The sequence below is a fragment of the Nonomuraea sp. NPDC005692 genome (assembly GCF_040631115.1).
GTDB lineage: Bacteria > Actinomycetota > Actinomycetes > Streptosporangiales > Streptosporangiaceae > Nonomuraea.
On sequence record NZ_JBEXYU010000002.1, the window covers coordinates 255688 to 274838 of the forward strand.

17 protein-coding genes are annotated in these 19151 nt (G+C 71.2%); 15 read left to right on the forward strand and 2 right to left on the reverse strand.

What is annotated here, in order from left to right; all coding sequences use genetic code 11:
* Window positions 1–5: 5 nt before the first annotated feature.
* From rfbD to ABZ459_RS06070, 5 genes are all read left to right on the forward strand, one after another.
* Complete coding sequence (gene rfbD / locus ABZ459_RS06050; RefSeq protein ID WP_357966458.1) at window positions 6–857, forward strand: dTDP-4-dehydrorhamnose reductase; 852 nt, start codon at window positions 6–8, stop codon at window positions 855–857.
* Window positions 842–1801 (forward strand): endonuclease/exonuclease/phosphatase family protein, encoded by a 960-nt coding sequence (locus tag ABZ459_RS06055; protein WP_357966461.1) that lies wholly within the window; start codon window positions 842–844, stop codon window positions 1799–1801. Before rfbD ends, ABZ459_RS06055 begins: the two co-directional genes overlap by 16 nt.
* 52 nt (window positions 1802–1853) lie before the next feature.
* Window positions 1854–2624 carry a WecB/TagA/CpsF family glycosyltransferase gene (locus ABZ459_RS06060; RefSeq protein WP_357966464.1) on the forward strand — a complete coding sequence of 257 codons (771 nt, stop codon included), beginning with the start codon at window positions 1854–1856 and terminating at the stop codon, window positions 2622–2624.
* The gene (locus ABZ459_RS06065; protein WP_357966466.1) at window positions 2621–3736 is read left to right on the forward strand and encodes a hypothetical protein; all 1116 of its coding nucleotides are present in this window, start codon (window positions 2621–2623) and stop codon (window positions 3734–3736) included. The genes ABZ459_RS06060 and ABZ459_RS06065 overlap by 4 nt, the downstream gene beginning before the upstream one ends.
* Before the next feature lie 69 nt (window positions 3737–3805).
* Window positions 3806–7618 carry a LamG-like jellyroll fold domain-containing protein gene (locus tag ABZ459_RS06070; RefSeq protein ID WP_357966468.1) on the forward strand — a complete coding sequence of 1271 codons (3813 nt, stop codon included), beginning with the start codon at window positions 3806–3808 and terminating at the stop codon, window positions 7616–7618.
* Here the strand turns inward: ABZ459_RS06070 and ABZ459_RS06075 are convergent.
* Window positions 7615–8445: a glycosyltransferase family 2 protein gene (locus ABZ459_RS06075; RefSeq protein ID WP_357966470.1), complete on the reverse strand. Its 831-nt coding sequence runs from the start codon at window positions 8443–8445 to the stop codon at window positions 7615–7617. The two genes, ABZ459_RS06070 and ABZ459_RS06075, sit on opposite strands and share 4 nt — an antisense overlap.
* A complete protein-coding gene (rfbC, locus tag ABZ459_RS06080) occupies window positions 8439–8996 on the reverse strand; it encodes a dTDP-4-dehydrorhamnose 3,5-epimerase (protein ID WP_357966472.1) in 558 nt (185 codons plus the stop codon). The genes ABZ459_RS06075 and rfbC overlap by 7 nt, the downstream gene beginning before the upstream one ends.
* A 96-nt stretch (window positions 8997–9092) precedes the next feature.
* Here rfbC and ABZ459_RS06085 point away from each other — a divergent pair, with 96 nt between their 5' ends.
* The 10 genes from ABZ459_RS06085 to ABZ459_RS06130 all read left to right on the forward strand — a co-directional run bounded on the left by ABZ459_RS06085 (window position 9093) and on the right by ABZ459_RS06130 (window position 19147).
* Complete coding sequence (locus ABZ459_RS06085) at window positions 9093–10298, forward strand: class I SAM-dependent methyltransferase (RefSeq protein ID WP_357967447.1); 1206 nt, start codon at window positions 9093–9095, stop codon at window positions 10296–10298.
* Window positions 10295–11074 carry a sugar phosphate nucleotidyltransferase gene (locus ABZ459_RS06090; RefSeq protein WP_357966474.1) on the forward strand — a complete coding sequence of 260 codons (780 nt, stop codon included), beginning with the start codon at window positions 10295–10297 and terminating at the stop codon, window positions 11072–11074. The genes ABZ459_RS06085 and ABZ459_RS06090 overlap by 4 nt, the downstream gene beginning before the upstream one ends.
* Window positions 11071–11718 carry a PIG-L deacetylase family protein gene (locus ABZ459_RS06095; protein WP_357966476.1) on the forward strand — a complete coding sequence of 216 codons (648 nt, stop codon included), beginning with the start codon at window positions 11071–11073 and terminating at the stop codon, window positions 11716–11718. The genes ABZ459_RS06090 and ABZ459_RS06095 overlap by 4 nt, the downstream gene beginning before the upstream one ends.
* Window positions 11718–12734 (forward strand): SDR family oxidoreductase, encoded by a 1017-nt coding sequence (locus ABZ459_RS06100; protein WP_357966479.1) that lies wholly within the window; start codon window positions 11718–11720, stop codon window positions 12732–12734. The genes ABZ459_RS06095 and ABZ459_RS06100 overlap by 1 nt, the downstream gene beginning before the upstream one ends.
* A complete protein-coding gene (locus ABZ459_RS06105) occupies window positions 12731–13996 on the forward strand; it encodes a DUF4910 domain-containing protein (RefSeq protein WP_357966482.1) in 1266 nt (421 codons plus the stop codon). Before ABZ459_RS06100 ends, ABZ459_RS06105 begins: the two co-directional genes overlap by 4 nt.
* Window positions 13993–14973 carry a hypothetical protein gene (locus ABZ459_RS06110; RefSeq protein WP_357966483.1) on the forward strand — a complete coding sequence of 327 codons (981 nt, stop codon included), beginning with the start codon at window positions 13993–13995 and terminating at the stop codon, window positions 14971–14973. The genes ABZ459_RS06105 and ABZ459_RS06110 overlap by 4 nt, the downstream gene beginning before the upstream one ends.
* 8 nt (window positions 14974–14981) lie before the next feature.
* Complete coding sequence (locus tag ABZ459_RS06115; RefSeq protein ID WP_357966486.1) at window positions 14982–16457, forward strand: oligosaccharide flippase family protein; 1476 nt, start codon at window positions 14982–14984, stop codon at window positions 16455–16457.
* Between the two features lie 15 nt (window positions 16458–16472).
* Window positions 16473–17351 carry a glycosyltransferase family 2 protein gene (locus ABZ459_RS06120; RefSeq protein ID WP_357966489.1) on the forward strand — a complete coding sequence of 293 codons (879 nt, stop codon included), beginning with the start codon at window positions 16473–16475 and terminating at the stop codon, window positions 17349–17351.
* 7 nt (window positions 17352–17358) lie between these two features.
* On the forward strand, window positions 17359–18180 hold the full coding sequence (locus tag ABZ459_RS06125; RefSeq protein ID WP_357966492.1) for a hypothetical protein: 822 nt from the start codon (window positions 17359–17361) through the stop codon (window positions 18178–18180).
* A 121-nt stretch (window positions 18181–18301) separates the two neighbouring features.
* Complete coding sequence (locus ABZ459_RS06130) at window positions 18302–19147, forward strand: hypothetical protein (RefSeq protein WP_357966494.1); 846 nt, start codon at window positions 18302–18304, stop codon at window positions 19145–19147.
* Window positions 19148–19151: the final 4 nt, after the last annotated feature.

Consider the following 19151-nt stretch of genomic DNA (forward strand, 5'->3'; position numbering starts at 1 on the left):
CTGCCATGAGGTGGCTCGTCACGGGCGGCGGCGGGATGCTGGCCGCCGACGTCCTGGAACGGGCGGCGCTGACCGGCGAGCCGGTGCTCGCGCTCGGCCGGTCCGAGCTCGACCTGTGCGACCGGCGCGCGGTCCGCGACTTCGTCTCCGCCTACCGGCCGGGCGTGGTGGTCAACTGCGCCGCCTGGACCGCCGTGGACGACGCCGAGACCCACGAGGACGAGGCGCTGGAGATCAACGGGCACGCGGTGGGCTGGCTGGCCGACAGCTGCGCGCGGGCCGGCGCGCGGCTCGTGCACGTGTCCACCGACTACGTCTTCGACGGCACCGCGCCGGGCCCGTACCCGGAGGACGCGCCGACCGCGCCGGTGAACGCGTACGGCAGGACCAAGCTCGCCGGCGAGCGGGCGGCGCTGGAGCACGGGCACCACGTGGTGCGCAGCGCCTGGCTGTACGGCGCGGCCGGCCCCAACTTCGTCCGGACCATGATCAGGCTGGCGGCCGAGCGCGACACCGTGGACGTGGTCGACGACCAGCACGGCCAGCCGACGTGGACCGCCGACCTGGCCGACTACCTGGTACGGCTGGCGCGCTCCGAACTGCCGCCGGGCGTCTACCACGGCACCAGCTCCGGGGAGACGACATGGTGCGGCCTGGCCAAGGAGATCTTCACGCTGCTCGGCCTGGACCCGGAACGGGTGCGCCCGGTGAGCTCGGCGGGCTTCCCCCGGCCGGCCCGGCGTCCGGCCAACAGCGTGCTCGCGCACACGAAGGGAGAGCCGATCCGGCACTGGCACCAGGCGCTGCGCGCGGCCTGGCCGGTGCTGACGCGCGGGCGCCGGTGCGGCGTCGCGTAGGCGGCGCGGTGCTGTGGCTCATGGTGGCGGGCCTGGCGGGATGGGCGGGGCTGCGGCTGTGCGGGTGGGAGCCGAAGTTCCTGTGGTCGCAGCTCGTGTCGTTCACGCCGTACGCGGCGGCGTTGTCGGTGGTGCCGCTGGCGTTCGCGCTCTACCTGCGCGCGGGGCCCCTGATCGCCGCCGCGCTCGCCGTGACGTGCGCGTTCGCGGTGGCCGTCGTGCCGCGCGCGGTGCCCGAGGGCAACCCGCCGGCCGCCGGGCCGGTGCTGCGGGTGCTGGCGGTCAACCTGCTGCACTCCTCCGTGCTGCCGCCGGTGCTGGTGGAGACGGTCGAGCGCGAGCGGCCCGACGTGCTGCACCTGCTGGAGTTCACCGGCCTGATGCGGGAGCGGGTGGAGGAGCTGGGGCTGACGCGGCTGCTGCCGTACCGGATCGTGTTGCCGGGGGAGGACTCGTCGGGGGCGGCGATCTACTCGCGGTACCCGTTGCGGGCCGCGGACTCGCCGATCGCGGCGCCGCCCTTCGAGGAGAGCCCGCGCCACCTGCCCGCCGTCGTCACGCTGCCGGGCGGGCGGGAGGCCGAGATCGTCGCCGTGCACGCGTGCGCGCCCTCGGAGGGCTGGCGCACGGCCTGCTGGGCGTCGAGCATCCGGGCGCTGCCGCCGGCCGGCGGCCCCCTGCGGATCCTGGCCGGGGACTTCAACTCCACCCTCGACCACGCGGTGCTGCGCGACCTGATCGCCACCGGCTACCGGGACGCCGCCGACGTCACCGGAAAAGGGCTCTCCATGACCTGGCCCTACTACGAGCAGCCGCGGCTGTTCCCGAAGGTGGCCATCGACCACGTGCTGGCCGACCGGCGGATCGCGGTCCGGAGCTTCCAGACCCTGCGGGTGCCGCGGACCGACCACCGGGCCACGCTCACCGAGCTGGTCCTTCCTTGATGTGACGTTTCCGGAGCTGAGACCGATATGTCATGGACACCCAGGGGGACGGATGACGAGGTTGCCGGAGAGGAAGACGGTGTTCGGCACCGTGCTGGACGCCCTCACCATGAGCCAGGTGATCGCCCGCTGCGTGGCGGCCGTCGCGGAGGGCGGCAGGCTGACCATCGGCGTGGTGAACGCCGCCAAGGTCGTCAACATGCGCGCGGACGCCGCCCTGCGCCAGTCGGTGCTGGACAGCGATCTCGTGCTGGCCGACGGGCAGGCGGTGGTCTGGGCGGCGCGGGTGCTCGGCCACCGGATCCCCGAGCGGGTGGCGGGCATCGACCTGTTCACCGAGCTGATGGCCGAGGGCGGCCGGCGCGGCTACCGGGCCTACTTCCTCGGCGCGACCGGCGAGGTGCTAGCCGGCGTGCTGGACGAGGTGCGCGCCCGCTACCCCGGGCTGGCCGTCGCCGGGTCCCGCGACGGCTACTTCGCGCCGGAGGAGTCGGCCGAGGTCGCCGCCGAGATCGCCGCCTCGCGGGCCGACCTGCTGTTCCTGGGCATCACCTCGCCGAAGAAGGAGATCTTCATCCGCGAGTGGGGCGAGCGCACCGGGGCGCGGATCATCCACGGCGTGGGCGGCTCGTTCGACGTGCTGGCCGGGCGTACCCGCAGGGCGCCGGTGCGCTGGCAGCGATTAGGGCTGGAATGGCTCTACCGCATGCTCCAGGAGCCGCTGCGGCTCGGGCCGCGCTACGTGCGCACCAACGGCAGATTCCTGCTCCTGGTGGTCAGGGAGTGGGCCGGTGTCAGACGCAGGATCGAGGAGACGACGTGACGGATCACCGGATCGCTCTGCTGAGCTCCGGCCACCAGGACTTCGTGCGGGGCATGCTGGACCTGTCGGTACGCGGCCTGCCCCCCGGCTACGGCGACGGCGGCTTCGTCTTCACCCGCCGGGGCCGGCGGCAGCCCGACGGCACGTGGACGGCCGTGCCCGAGGGGCGCAGCATCCGCTACTCCGCGATCGTCGCGCTCGGCGTGGCCACCCTGGAGGAGGAGCGGCAGCGGGCGGCGCTGGCCGGTGACGGCGTCCTCGACCTGGTGGGGAACCTGGTCAAGCGACTTCCCGAGGTGAGCGGCGCCGGCGACGCGGCGCTGATCTGCTGGGCGGCGGCCGAGACCGGGCACGCCGACCTCGACCTGGCCCTGAGCCGCCTGGCCGAGCTGGACGCGGGCGGGCACATCCACACCGTCGAGGCGGCGTGGGTGCTGGCTGCCCTGGTCGCGGCCGGGGTGCGCGACGGCCGGGCCGAACGCGCCCGCGAGCGGCTGCTCGGCGGGCTGGCCGGCAACCGGCTCTACCCGCACGCGCTCGGCCGCGGCGCGCTGGTGCCGCGCTACCGCGCCCACGTGGGCTGCTTCGCCGACCAGGTCTACCCGCTGCAGGCGCTGGCCAGGCTGCACGCCGCCACCGGGGACGCCGAGGCGCTGCGGGCCGCCGAGCAGGTGGCCGCGGGCATCTGCCGGGCGCAGGGGCCGGAGGGGGAGTGGTGGTGGCACTACGACGCCCGTACCGGCTCGGTGGTGGAGGGGTATCCGGTGTACAGCGTCCACCAGCTCTCCATGGGGCCGATGGCGCTGCTGGACCTGGCCGACGCGGGTGGCACGGCGTACGTGGCGGAGATCTCCAAGGGGCTCGACTGGATGATCGAGCGGCCCTCGTTCGTGCTCGACGACCTGGCGCTGACCTGGCGGAAGGAGGCCAGGGCCGATCCGCGCAAGCTGGTGCGCGGGCTGCGGGCGATGGCGACGGGCGTGCATCAGGGGATGCGGCTCGGCGTCCTGGACCGGGTCTACCCGCCGGTCGCCGTGGACCGGGAGTGCCGGCCGTACGAGCTGGGGTGGTTGCTGTACGCGTGGCTGGCCAGATGCGGACAAAGCGCGTGACTTAGCCCTGAATCGGTGCGATAGATCGATTCAGGGCTCGGGGGATTTTTCCGTTTCAAGGGGGTTCCCGTGTTACGGCGGCTTCGCCATGCGCTTTTATCCGTCCTGCTGATCACGACCGGGCTGGCGATCGTCGCGCCGCCGCCCGCGCAGGCACTTCCGGGCAGCTTCCAGAGACAGGTGGTCTTCAGCGGGCTGACCAATCCGACCAACATCGAGTTCGCCCCGGACGGCCGGGTGTTCGTCGCCGAGAAGAGCGGCCTGATCAAGGTCTTCGACTCCCTCGCCGACACCACGCCGGCGATCTACGCCGACCTGCGCACGCAGGTGCACAACTTCTGGGACCGCGGGCTCCTCGGCCTGGCCCTGCACCCGGACTTCCCGGCCGACCCGCGCATCTACGTGCTGTACTCCTACGACGCGGTGCCCGGCGGCAGCGCGCCGCGCTGGGGCACCGCGGGCGCGAGCGCCGATCCGTGCCCGACCCCGCCCGGCGCGACGGGGGACGGCTGCCTGATCACCGGGCGGCTGTCCGTGCTGGCGCCCTCGGGCGGCTCGGTGGCCGAGACCCCGCTGATCACCGGCTGGTGCCAGCAGCACCCCAGCCACTCCGTCGGCGACCTGGCGTTCGGCCCCGACGGCATGCTCTACGCCAGCGGCGGCGACGGCGCCAGCTTCAACTTCGCCGACTACGGCCAGGACAACCTGACCAGCTCCGACGTCACCCCGGACAACCCCTGCGGCGACCCGCCCTCGCCGGTCGGCACCGCGCTCAGCCCGCCGGCCGCCGAGGGCGGCGCGCTGCGCTCGCAGGACCTGCGCACCGGCGGCGACCCGGCGGGCCTCAACGGCAGCATCATCAGGATCGACCCGGACACCGGCGCCGCCGCTCCCGGCAACCCGAACGCGGGAAGCAGCGACCCCAACGCGGCCCGGATCATCGCCTACGGCCAGCGCAACCCGTTCCGCATCACCGTACGGCCCGGCACGAACGAGATCTGGGCGGGCGAGGTCGGCTGGAGCACCTACGAGGAGATCAACCGGATCGCCGCTCCGACCGGCCCGGTCAGCAACTTCGGCTGGCCCTGCTACGAGGGCCCGGCCCGGCAGGGCGGCTACGACAACCTGAACCTGACCCTCTGCGAGAACCTGTACGCGGCGGGCCCGGCGGCGGTGACGCAGCCGTACTTCGCCTGGAACCACTCCTCCAAGCCCGCGCCGAACGACCCGTGCCCGTCAGGCGGATCGTCCTCCAGCGGCGTCGCGTTCTACAAGGGTGGCTCCTACCCGGACGCCTACGACGGCGCGCTGTTCTTCTCCGACTTCAGCAGGTCGTGCGTCTGGGTCATGACCAAGGGCGCGAACGGCCTGCCCGACCCGGCGACGGTGACCACGTTCGACTCCGGGATGCCCGCCGTGGAGGTGCAGACCGGCCCCGGCGGCGACCTGTTCGCGGTCGACTACACCAACGGGCAGATCATCCGGTACCTGTACAACAACATCCCGCCGACCGCCGTCATCGGCGCCGGCGCGACCTCGGGCAACGCGCCGCTCACGGTGAACTTCACCTCCGCCGGATCCGCCGACGCCGACGGCGACCCGCTCACCTTCCGCTGGGACCTGGACGGCGACGGCGACTACGACGACTCCACCTCGGCCACGCCGTCCTACACCTACACGCAACCCGGCTCCTACGTGGTGAGGCTCCGGGCCGACGACGGGCGAGGCGGCCAGGGGACCGCCACCGTCACGATCAACGTCGGCAACACGGCCCCGACGGCGACCATCAACACGCCGTCGCCCTCGCTGACGTGGGCCGTCGGTGACACGATCACGTTCTCCGGCACCGGCACCGACGCCCAGGACGGCACGATCCCCGGCTCGCGGATGCAGTGGAAGCTGATCATGCACCACTGCCCCAGCACCTGCCACGAGCACGAGATCACCACCTTCACCGGCACCGGCGGCTCCTTCGCGCCGCCGGACCACGAATACCCCTCGCACCTGGAGCTCCGGCTGACGGTGACCGACGCGCACGGCCTGACCGACACCAAGAGCGTGCTGCTGCAGCCGAAGACGGTGAACCTGACCTTCCAGACCGTGCCCGCCGGGCTGCAGCTCGGCTTCAACAGCGAGCAGACCGTCGCCCCCTTCACCAGGACGGTGATCGTCGGCTCCCACAACTCGGTCTCCGCGCCCTCGCCGCAGAGCTCCGGCGGCTCCAGCTACACGCTCACCTCCTGGTCCGACGGCGGCGCGGCCACCCACAACGTCACGGCGCCGGCCACCGCGGCGACCTACACCGCGACCTACCAGCAGTCCCAGGTGCCGGACGGCCTGGTGGCGGCGTACGGCATGGACGCGGGCGCCGGCACGGCGGTCGCCGACGCCTCGGGCAAGGGCAACAACGGCACGGCCGCGAACACCACGTGGTCACTGACCGGCAGGTACGGCCAGGCGTTGTCGTTCGACGGCACGTCGAGCTGGGTGACGGTGGCCGACTCCAGCTCGCTGCGTCTGACCAATGGGATGACGTTGGAGGCGTGGGTGCGTCCGTCGAGTGTGACGGGGTGGCGGACGGTGTTGATGAAGGAGTTCGGGGCGGATCTGGCGTACGCGATCATGGGGAGCGGCGGCAGCGGCCCGGCGGCGTTCGTCTACACCTCCTCGGGAGCGAACGCTCCGGCGGCGAACAACCTGCCGTTGAACACCTGGAGTCATGTGGCGGCGACGTACGACGGGTCGACGTTGCGGATGTTCGTCAACGGCACGCAGGTGGCGACCAATCCGACGGTCGGCAACCTGCGCACCGGGACGAGTCCGTTGCGGATCGGCGGGAACAGCGGTTCGGGCGAGTACTTCAGCGGCCTGATCGACGAGGTGCGGGTCTACAACAAGGCGCTCACCGCCGCCCAGATCACCACCGACATGAACACCCCGGTCGGGCAGCAGGGACCGCCCGACACCCAGCCGCCCACCGCGCCGGGCTCGCTGGCCGCGACCGGCGGTCAGGGCAGCGCCCAGCTCACCTGGACGGCCTCGACCGACAACGTGGCCGTCACCGGGTACACCGTCCACCGGTCGGCGACCGCCGGGTTCACGCCGTCCGGGGCCAACCAGGTGGGCTCGACCGCGAGCACGTCGTTCACGGACTCGGGGGTCGCGGCGGGCACGTACTACTACCGCGTCGTGGCCTTCGACGGCTCCAGCAACACAGGGCCGCCGTCCAACGAGGCGTCGGCGGTGGTGACCCAGCCGCCCACGGTCAGCGGGCTGGTGGCGGCGTACGGCATGAACGCGGGCACCGGGACGGCCGTCGCCGACGCCTCCGGCAACGGCAACAACGGCACCCTCACCGCGGCGACCTGGACGGCCGGCAGGTACGGCCAGGCGTTGTCGTTCGACGGCACGTCGAGCTGGGTGACGGTGGCCGACTCCAGTTCGCTGCGTCTGACCAATGGGATGACGTTGGAGGCGTGGGTGCGTCCGTCGAGTGTGACGGGGTGGCGGACGGTGTTGATGAAGGAGTTCGGGGCGGATCTGGCGTACGCGATCATGGGGAGCGGCGGCAGCGGCCCGGCGGCGTTCGTCTACACGTCCTCGGGGGCGAACGCTCCGGCGGCGAGCAACCTGCCGTTGAACACCTGGAGTCATGTGGCGGCGACGTACGACGGGTCGACGTTGCGGATGTTCGTCAACGGCACGCAGGTGGCGACCAATCCGACGGTCGGCAACCTGCGCACCGGGACGAGTCCGTTGCGGATCGGCGGGAACAGCGGTTCCGGTGACTACTTCAGCGGCCTGATCGACGAGGTGCGGGTCTACAACAAGGCGCTCACCGCCGCCCAGATCACCACCGACATGAACACCCCGGTCAGCTAGCTCCGGCTGCTCTCGTCGCGCAGCCAGGTGGTGTAGTCGCCCGCGCGGATCGCGCGGGCGGCCCGCCGCCTGGCCAGCACGGCCATCGCGGCGAAGACCACCGCCGCGCCCGCCAGGCGCGGCTCCTTCGCCACGATGGCCGCCAGGTCGCGCGGGCCGGTGCGCTCGCCGGCGGTGGCCGAGGTCCGCTCCAGCTCGGTGACGCTGGTCATGGCCCGGACCCGGCGACGCAGCAGGTCGGCGACCGTGCGCGGCGGATGGATCACCGCGTGGGCCGTGCCGACGATCACGCGTTCGTCGGGCGTGAACGCCAGCGAGGCGGTCAGGTCGTCGGCCATCACCGGCGGCAGCGCGCGCAGCCGCTCGTTGCCCACGCCGTTCACCGCGATCACCCCCCGGGCGAACAGCCCGGCGCGCACGTGCGGCAGCCGCGTCCAGATCGCGTAGTAGGCGCGCACCGGCCACGGGCGGTCGGCCAGCGTCAGGTCCCGCTCCGGCGCGGCGGCGAGCGGCCCGTCCGGCGCGGACAGCACGGCCGCCAGCGCTCGCGCCGAGGCGGTGCTGAGCTCGATGTCGGCGTCGACGTACAGGCGGGGGTAGCCGCGGGCGGCCGCGTCGCCCATGCGCAGCGCCGCGCTCTTGGAGGGGACGGGTGTGGTCAGCACCCGGACGTCGTACGGCCGGGCCACCTCCGCCGTGCCGTCGGTGCAGCCGTTGGCCACGACCACCACGTCGAACTCGCCGGGCGCCGCCTCGCCGAGCAGGCCGTCCAGCAGGCGGCCGAGCACCTTGGCCTCGTTGTGCGCCGGGATCACGACGCTCACCACGACGGGAGGATCCCCGCGTCGCGGGCCTGCTTGAGCGTGGGGGCTGCGGCGTCCTTCGCCGACAGGACCGGCTCCACGTCGATCGGCCACTCGATGGCGAGATCGGGGTCGAGCGGGTGGATGCCGTGCTCGTGCGCCGGGTCGTACGGGGAGGAGCAGAGGTAGACGACCGTGGCCGACTCGCTGAGGGCCATGAAGCCATGGCCCAGCCCCTCGGTCAGGAAGATGCCCTGGCGCGAGACGTCGTCCAGCCGCACCGCCTCCCACCGCCCGTACGTCGGCGAGCCCACGCGGACGTCCACCACGACGTCCATGGCCTCGCCCGACACGCACATGACGTATTTGGCCTGGCCGGGCGGCACGTCGGCGAAGTGGATGCCGCGCAGCACGCCGCGGCTGGAGACCGAGCAGTTGACCTGGGCCAGCTCGATCGAGCGCCCTGTCGCCTCCCGCAGGTCGGCGGCGCGGAAGCTTTCCAGGAAAACGCCCCGGGGATCGCTGAGGATGCGGGGGGTGTAGAGCAATGCTCCATCGATGCTCAGGCGTTTCATGAAGACACTTGTAACACTCATTGCCGCTCACCCGAAGTATGGCTGTGGGTTTCCAAAGGGGGAAATCTTGTCATTTCTGGGTGGGGCCCTTTGTTGATGACATCGTGCCGGTTGTGCGGCTCGACGGACCTGGTCGGCGTGGTGGATCTCGGGGCGACACCGCCCTGTGAACTCTTCCTCACCGCGGAACAACTCGATCAGCCAGAGCTCACCTATCCCCTTCATCTGCGGGTATGCACGGGCTGCTGGCTGGCCCAGATCCCGCCGTTGATCACGCCGGAAGAGACATTCACCGAATACGCCTACTTCGCGTCATTTTCTGCCTCTTGGGTGGAGCACGCGCGGCGGTTCGTCGACACGGCCGTGGAACGGTTGAAGCCGTCGTTCGTGGTCGAGGTGGCCAGCAACGACGGCTACCTGCTGCAGCACGTGGTCGGACGCGGTATCCGGTGCCTCGGCATCGAGCCGTCGGCCAACGTGGGGCAGGCGGCCAAGGAGAAGGGCGTGCCGACGCTCACCGCGTTCCTCACTCCGGAGACGGGCGCGTCGGTGCGGGACGGGAACGGTCCCGCCGACCTGGTGGTGGCCAACAACGTCTACGCGCACATCCCCGACGTCATCGGCTTCACCAAGGGGCTGCGCGCCCTGGTGGCCGACGACGGATGGGTCTCGATCGAGGTCCAGCACCTGCTCACGCTCGTGGAGCTGAACCAGTACGACACGATCTACCACGAGCACTTCCAGTACTACACGGTGGCCTCCGCGCAGCGGGCGCTGGCGAGCGGCGGGCTGACCCTGGTCGACGTCGAGCTGCTGCCCACCCATGGCGGGTCGATCCGGTTGTGGGCGCGGCCCTCGGGCAGCCCGTCCGGCCGGGTGCTCGACGTGCTCGCCAGGGAGAAGGCCGCCGGGCTGCACGACCTCTCCGGTTACGCGGGGTTCGCGGAGCGGGTCGCCCGCGTCCGCCGCGACCTGCTCCGATTCCTGATCACCGCCGCCGAGGAGGGCAAGACGGTCGCCGGGTACGGCGCGCCGGGCAAGGGCAACACGCTGCTCAACCACTGTGGCATCCGGCCGGATCTGCTGGCCTACACGGTGGATCGCAATCCGTACAAACACGGCAGGTTCACGCCGGGCACCAGGATCCCGATCGCTCCGCCGGAGCGCATCGCCCAGGACCGCCCGGACTATGTGCTGATCCTGCCGTGGAACCTGCGCGAAGAGCTCACCGCTCAGCTCTCCTATGTGCACGAATGGGGAGGCCGGCTGGTCTTCCCGATCCCACACCTGGAGGTCGTGTGAAGGTTGTCCTGTTCTGCGGAGGATTCGGCACCCGGATGCGGACCGGTGTGCCGGGCGAGGTGCCCAAACCGATGGCGCTCGTCGGTCCGCGACCGCTGCTCTGGCACGTGATGCGCTACTACGCCCACTTCGGACACAAGGAGTTCATCCTGTGCCTGGGGTACGGCGCCCACCACATCAAGGACTTCTTCCTCGGCTACCAGGAGGCCACGTCCAACGACTTCGTGCTGCGCGGCGGCAAGGTCGAGCTGCTGTCGAGCGACATCTCCGACTGGTCCATCTCGTTCGTGCAGACCGGGACGGACTCCCCGATCGGGGAGCGGTTACGCCGGGTCCGCAGCCATCTGGGCGACGACGAGGTGTTCCTCGCCAACTACGCCGACGTGCTCACCGACGCGCCGCTGCCCGAGATCATCGACCGGTTCACCGAGTCCGGCGCGGCCGCCTCGATGATGGTGGTGCCGCCGTCCCAGACCTTCCACTGCGTGGACGTCGGCGAGAACGGGCTGATCGGCGGCATCTCGCCGGTCAGTGAGATGCCGGTGTGGGTCAACGGCGGCTACTTCGTGCTGACCCAGGAGATCTTCGAGCACATCCCGGAGAACGGCGACCTGGTCGCCGACGGCTGCGCCGAGCTGGCCAAGCGCGGACGCCTGCTGGCCTACCCCCATCGGGGCTACTGGCGGCCCACCGACACCGTCAACCAGCGCATGGAGCTGGACGAGGCGTACTCGCGCGGCGTGCGCCCGTGGGCTCTGTGGGAACGGTCCCGGTGATCGGACTGCGTCCCGGAGGCGTGACCTCCGTCGTGGCGCTCGCCGCGCACTGCGACGACCTGGCGATCGGAGCCGGCGGCAGCCTGCTGACGATCTGCGCCGCCCGTCCCGGCGTGCGCGTGGACGCGCTGGTGCTGTCCGGCGGCGGGACCGAGCGGGAGGACGAGGAGCGCGCCGCGCTGGCCGACTTCTGTCCCGGCGCGGACCTGCGGGTGAGCGTGCTCAAGCTGCCCGACGGCTACCTGCCGGCCCGCTGGGAGGAGGCCAAGGCCGCGGTCGAGGAGCTGCGGGCCCGCACCGAGCCCGGCCTGGTCCTCGCGCCCTGGCGCGGCGACGCCCACCAGGACCACCGAGGGCTGGCCGAGCTGGTGCCCACCGCCTTCCGCGACCACCTGACGCTCGGCTACGAGATCGTCAAATGGGACGGCGACCTGGCCGCGCCCGCCGTCTACCAGCCGCTCGCCCCGGAGGTGGCCGAGCGCAAGGTGGACCTGCTCCAGCGCCACTACGCCTCCCAGCGGCACCGCCCCTGGTACGACCGCGAGGCGTTCCTGGGTCTGGCCCGCATCCGGGGCATCGAGTGCCACGCGCGGTACGCCGAGGCGTTCCACGTATCCAAGCTGACCGTCGATCTGGAGAACTGATGCGGGTACTTCTCACCGGCCACCAGGGCTACCTGGGCAGCGTGATGGCCCCCGTCCTGGCCGAGGCCGGGCACCAGGTCGTCGGCCTGGACTCCGGCCTGTTCGCCGACTGCGTGCTCGGGCCCGAGCCGGAGCCGGTCGAGGCGCACGCCGTGGACCTGCGCGACGCCGGCCCCGAGCACGTCGCCGGGTTCGACGCGGTGATCCACCTGGCCGCCCTGTCCAACGACCCGCTCGGCGCGCTCGCGCCCGACCTGACCTACGACATCAACCACCACGCCTCCGTACGGCTGGCCAGGCTGGCCAAGGACGCGGGCGTGCGCCGCTTCCTGTACGCCTCCACCTGCTCGGTCTACGGCGCCTCCGGCGGCGCGGACCTGCTGGACGAGGAGGCTCCGCTGCGCCCGGTCACGCCGTACGCCGAGTCGAAGGTGCGGGTCGAGGACGACCTGACCGCGCTGGCCGACGACGACTTCACCCCGGTGTTCCTGCGCAACGCCACCGCCTTCGGGTTCTCGCCGAGGCTGCGCGCCGACATCGTGCTGAACAACCTGGTGGGCCACGCGCACCTGACCGGCGAGGTCCGGGTGTTGTCCGACGGCACCCCGTGGCGTCCGCTGGTGCACGCCAGGGACATCGCCGACGCGTTCGCCGCCGCCCTGACCGCGCCGCGCGAAGCCGTGCACGCCACGGCCTTCAACGTGGGCACCGAGGTCAACAACGTGACCGTGGCCGAGATCGCGGCCGAGGTGGTCGCGGCCGTGCCCGGCTCGACGCTGACGATCACCGGCGAGACGGGCGCAGACCCGCGCTCCTACCGCGTCGACTTCTCCCGGATCAGGTCCGCCCTGGGCTACGAGGCCCGCTGGACGGTCAAGGCGGGCGCCGTCGAGCTCATCGACGCCTACCGCGAGCACGGCCTGACCCGGCACGACTTCGACCGCCGCTTCACCAGGCTGGCCCGGCTCGCCGACCGGCGCGAGGCCGGCACCGTCGACGCCACCCTGCGGCCATGACCGGCCCGGAGATGCACGACCTGGTACGGCGGCTCTACCCGCTGTGCCGCAGCATCACCGGCGACGGCCTCCGCCGCACCCTGGAGATCATCGGCGGGTCCATCCCGCTGGAGATCACCGAGGTGCCGACGGGCACGCAGGTGCTCGACTGGACGATCCCCCGCGAGTGGAACATCCGCGACGCCTACGTCAAGGACGCCGCCGGGAACCGGGTCGTCGACTTCCAGGAGAGCAACCTGCACGTCGTCGGCTACAGCGCGCCGGTCGAGGCCACCATGTCGCTGGCCGAGCTGCGCGGGCGCCTGCACACGCTGCCCGCCCAGCCGGACCTGGTGCCGTACCGGACCAGCTACTACGCCGAGACCTGGGGCTTCTGCCTGAGCCAGAACACCCTGGACGGGCTGGCGGACGGGCCGTACGAGGTCAGGATCGACTCCACGCTCGCCGACGGCCACCTGACCTACGGCGAGCACGTGATCCAGGGCCGCAGCTCGGAGGAGGTGCTGATCTCCTGCCACGTCTGCCATCCCTCGCTGGCCAACGACAACCTGGCCGGGGTGGCGGTGGCGGCGTCGCTGGCCCAGCGACTGGCCGACCCCTGGTACACCTACCGGTTCGTGTTCGCGCCCGGCACCATCGGCGCGATCACCTGGCTGGCGCTCAACCGCGAGCGCACCGACCGGATCAGGCACGGCCTCACCCTGGCCTGCGCCGGGGATGCCGGGACGGTCACCTACAAGCGCAGCAGGCGCGGCGACGCCGAGATCGACCAGGTCTTCGCGCACGTGCTCAAGGACCGGCCGCACACCCTCCTGGACTTCTCGCCCTACGGCTACGACGAGCGGCAGTACTGCTCGCCGGGGTTCGACCTGCCCGTGGGCTCGCTGACCAGGACGCCCTACGGGAGTTACCCGGAGTACCACACCTCGGCCGACAATCCGGACTTCGTGCAGCCCGAGGCCATGGAGGACACCCTGGAGACGCTGTGGAGCGCCGTACGGGTCCTGGAGGGCAACCGCCGCTACCAGAATCTCAGCCCGTACGGCGAGCCCCAGCTCGGGGCGCGCGGCCTGTACGGCTCGCTGGGCGGCCGCAGTGACACGAAACAGGCCCAGATGGCGATGTTGTGGGTGCTCAACCTTTCCGACGGGCGGCACAGCCTGCTCGACATCGCGGAACGGTCGAACCTGCCGTTCCAGGCATTGGCGGACGCGGCGAACGCCCTGCAGAACGCGGGCCTGCTGAAGGAGTGGGTGGATTGAGCCTGGCGCTGAAAGTCGGCGACGTGGTCGAGGTTCTCAGTGCTGACGAGATCCTGGCGACCCTCGATGAGCGCGGAGAGCTGGACAACCTCCCGTTCATGCCGGAGATGCTGCGGTTCTGCGGGCAACGGCTGACCGTCCACAAGGTGGCCAACAAGCTCTGCGACACGATGACCAGGACCGGGATGCGGAAGATGGAGGACGCCGTCCACCTGACCGGCTCCCGCTGCGACGGCACGGCCCACGGCGGTTGCCAGACGGCCTGCCTGCTCTACTGGAAGACGTCCTGGCTGCGGAAGGTCGACGGGCCGCCCTCGGCCGAGGAGCGGGTGCGTCCCGAGCGGCCGCTGCTGCCGCTGCTGGAGGTCAACACCCGCAAGGAGCCCGCGCCGGACGGCGAGGAACGGTTCCGCTGCCAGGCGACCGAGCTGCTGCGGGCCGCCCCCGAGCTGCTCCCGTTCCGCGACCTGGGCCAGTACGTCACGGACGTCCGGGTGGGCAACGCCGGGATCGCCTCGACCGTCCGGACGTTGTTCTTCGGCCTGTTCAACCGCTACCAGCGGCTGTCCAGGAAGTTCCCCCGGGCGCTGCGCTTCAGAGGCGGCCTGGACTGGGGGTTCGTGCAGCCCGGCCCGCACACCGGCCCGGCCCCGACCGGGACGACCGACCTCCAGCCGGGCGAGCTGGTCCGCATCAAGTCCAAGGACGAGATCGTCGCCACGCTCACCACCAAGGGGTTCAACAGGGGGCTGGGCTTCGAGGAGGACATGGCCCGGTCGTGCGGCAAGGTCGCCCGGGTCACCGCGCGGGTCGAGCGCTGCATCGACGAGAAGACCGGAAAGCTGCTTGAGATGAAAAATCCGTGCATCGCCTTGGACGGAATCATCTGCGACGGTGTGTACAAGTCCAACTGCCCCCGCGCGTTCATCCCGTTCTGGCGGGAGATCTGGCTGGAGCGGGTCAACGAGCAAAAGTAGGGCACAGCATGGTGGATCAGGCGAGCCCGGACATCAGTGACATTGGGCGCAAGGCGGGTCGAGGGGCGGTGTGGAGCCTGCTCGGCACGCTCGTCACCCGTGCGGGCTCGTTCATCCTCGGGCTGATCCTGGCCCGGCTCCTCGCACCCGCGGACTTCGGCACGTACGCCGTCGCGCTCGCGGCCACCCAGTTCGTCATGGTGGTCAAGGACGTCGGCGTCATGTCGGCCGTCGTGCAGTGGCGCGGCCGGCTGGAGGACATCGCGCCCACGGCCACGACGCTCACGATGATCTCCGCGCTCGGCCTGTACGGGATCTTCTGGACCGGGGCGCCGTACTTCTCGGCGCTGGCCGGGAGCGAGGAGGCCACCTCCGTGGTGCGCATCCTCACCGCGGTCATCCTGGTCGAGGCGGTCACCGCGGTGCGCAGCGCGGCCCTGCTGCGCTGGTTCCGCACCGGCAAGAACGCCAAGGCGGTCCTCGCCGGCTTCCTGGTCAACGCGCCGGTGGCCATCGTGCTCGCGGTCAACGGCGCCGGGGCCTACAGCTTCGCCTGGGGGCAGCTCGCCGGGGCCGTGGTCACCGGCGTCTTCATGCTGATCTACGCCCGGCTGCCCTACCGGTTCGGGTTCGACCGGCACATCGCGGGCCGGCTGCTGAGGTTCGGGATCCCCTCGGCGGCCGGGATCGCCCTGGAGGTCCTGCTGCTCAACGTGGGCTACATCATCGTCGGCAACATCATGGGCGAGTCGTGGCTCGGGTTCTACCTGATGGCGTTCAACGTGTCGAGCTGGGTGCCCGGCATCATCGGCAGCGCCATCCGCATGGTGTCGATCGCCGGCTTCTCCCGGCTGGCCGAGCGGGACGAGGAGTCGTTGTCGATCGGCGTCCAGCGCAGCGTGCCGCTGCTCATCGCCATGGTGCTGCCGCTGGCCGTGTTCATGGCGGTGCTCGCGCACTCGCTGATCATCTTCATCTACGGCCCGGACTGGGAGCAGGCCGCCGGGGTGCTGCGCTTCCTGGCGGTCCTGATGGTGGTGCGCATGCTCACCGCGTTCGCGCTCGACATCCTGAACGGCCAGGGCGCCACCCGCTCGACCGTCTGGATGAACCTCGGCCACGCCGCGGCGATGATCCCCGCGGTCATCGCCGGCACGCACCTCGACGGCATCCGCGGCGCCGCGATCGGCCAGGCCACCGCCGCCGTGCTGGTCGCGCTGCCGCTCGCGATGATCGCCGTGCAGCGGGCCGGGGTCCGGCTCCGGCCGGTGCTGCCCGGTCTCGTACGCCCGGCGGTCGGGGCGGTGGTCTGCGCCGCCGTCATGCTCGGCCTGGCGAGCCTGACCCACGGCAGCCCGTTCGTCCAGCTCGTCCTGGCCGGCGGCGGCGGCCTGCTGGCGTACGTGCTGGTCGTGGTGACCCGCGACCAGTTCCACCTAGTGAGCGCCCGTCTGGTGCGGCTGCTGCCCGCCCGCGCGCGCTGACCCCGAGGAGAGACGATGCTGGTGTCCATCGGAATCCCGGTACGCAACGGTGCGGACCGGCTGGAGACGGCCGTGCGCTCCGCGCTCGCCCAGGATCACGCCGAGCTGGAGGTCGTGATCTCGGACAACGCCTCCACCGACGGCACGCAGGAGCTCTGCCGCGAGCTGGCCCGCCAGGACGACCGCATCGCCTACTACCGCCAGCCCCACGACCTGCACGTGGTCGGGAACTTCGTGGAGGTGCTGCGCCGCGCACGTGGCGAGTTCTTCCGCTGGATGGGCGACGACGACCTGCTCGAACCCGACTACGTCTCGCGCACGCTGGAGCCGTTCCTGGCCGACGAGCGGCTCATCCTGGTCACCTCCGACGTCCGGTACACCGGCGCGGACGGGACCGTCCACGAGCCGCGCTACCGCGGCACCCGGATGCTCTCCGACGACCCGGTCGACCGCCTCGACGAGCTGTGGGACGTGGTCACGACCCAGCACCACGGCCTCGACCCCCTCTACGGGCTGATGCGGCGCGAACGGGTGGCCGCCGTGCCGAGACCGCTGATGATCCGCGAGGACGAGGTCTACGCCACCATGCTGGCGCTGGCCGCGCCCTGGGGGCACGTCCCGCAGGTGCTGGCCCATCGCAACCTGCGCGAACGCCGTCTGTCCGGGATCGCCGCGGCGCTCGGCGTGCCCGCCTGGACCGCCCATTTCGCCACCACGCTGCAGTTCCGGGCCATGCACCGGGCCCTCGGCGGCACGGAACTGTCGGCGGAGCAACGCGCCCGCGCGCGGGCCGTGCTGCTGCGCACGTACTGGCGGCGCCAGCAGCAGATGCTGACGCACCGCAGCCGCAAGATCGCCGGGTTGGCGGCCCGACTCGTCTCCTCGAAAGGGTGAAACCCTCGTGCTGATTCGCATCGTGCGGCTGCTCATGCAGCCGGGCCGTATCCTGCTGGCCGTTCTGCGACGCCTGCCGTTCGGCTCCCACGAGCTGCGCTGCGCGCTCGACCTCTATCCGCGGCCGCACTACGCGTACGGCGTCCAGCAGGCGGCCGAGCTGGCCAGGCGGCTCGGCGTCGGCCGGATCAGCGTGGTCGAGTTCGGCGTCGCCGGCGGCGCGGGCATGGTCGAGCTCAACCGCATGGCGGCGCTGGCGACGGCCGCGACCGGCGTCAAGATCGACGTGTACGGCTTCGACACCGGCGCCGGCCTGCCCAAGCCCACCGACTACCGCGACCTGCCCTACATCTGGCGCGAGGGCGACTTCGTCATGGACGTCGAGGCCCTGCGCGCCCGCCTGGGAGCGGCGCACCTCATCCTGGGCAACATCGAGGACACGGTCGGGCAGTTCCTGGACGGCGAGCACCCCGCGCCCATCGGCTTCGTCTCCATCGACGTGGACTTCTACTCCTCGACGGCGGCGGCGCTCAGGCTGTTCGCCGGCGACCACCGCTACTTCCTGCCCCGCGTGTTCGTCTACCTGGACGACACCGTCGGCGACGACGACCAGGTCATCCACAACGACTACGTCGGCGAGCTGAGCGCGATCCGCGAGTTCAACGAGGACAACAAGGCGATGAAGCTGGCCCCGATCCACGGCCTGCGGCACAAGCGCCCGGTCCCCGCCCCCTGGAACGACAACATCCAGGCGCTGCACCGGTTCGACCACCCCGACTACTCGACCTATGTCGCCCGTCCGGACACCGAGACACAATTGCCGCTGTGAGTCCCTGTAACGAAGAAGCGGGCATCGGCGAGAGAAAGGAAAAGAACGACGCGAGGGGGTAAATCTCGCTATGTCCGTTATATTAACCAATAGCCGAATTCGGGATGATGTTCGGCGCCAAATGATCTTCAAAGGGGACGTGTTCCTCTACTCCGCCACCCCCGCCTCGACCAAGCTGATCGAGTTCGCCCGCGAGCTGATCGAGGAGGCGTTCGGAGCACGCGACCCGCAGACCGCCCAGTACGAGATGCCGGTGGAGGACTTCGCCGCGCTGCTCGCCGAGCTCAAGCCCCGCTTCATCCATCATCCCACCAGCAAGAAGCTGATCGGCGCCCTGCTGGAGGAGCTCGGCATGGCGCTGGACCAGACCTACTTCGACGTGCCGCGGCTGCGCACCTCGACCGCCGACCACTACCTCGACTCGGGCATCTCCTACGCCTACCACGCGCACAGGGACTGCTGGTACTCCGCGCCGTTCTGCCAGGTCAACTGGTGGATGCCCATCTATGAGGTGGTCCCGGAGAACGTCTTCGCCCTGCACCCGCAGTACTTCGACCGTCCCGTGCTGAACGGCAGCGGGCGCTACGACTACGCGGAATGGACCGCGGTGAGCCGGCCCACCGCCGCGCAGCACGTCCACAGCGACACCAGGGAGCAGCCCAAGCCGGAGGAGACGCTCGACCTCGACCCCGAGCTGCGGCTCGTCCCCGAACCGGGCGGCATGATGCTGTTCTCCGGGGCGCACCTGCACTCCACCGTCGCCAACACCTCCGGCAGGACCCGCTTCAGCATCGACTTCCGCACCGTCCACATCGACGACGTCCGCACCCGCGCCGCCGCCCCCAACGTGGACGCCGCCTGCCGCGGCACCACCCTGCGCGACTTCCACCGGGCCGACGACCTGTCGCGCATCCCCGAGGAGCTCGCGGCGGCCTACGAGGCCGAGGCGCTGGCGAAGATCACCTGATCCG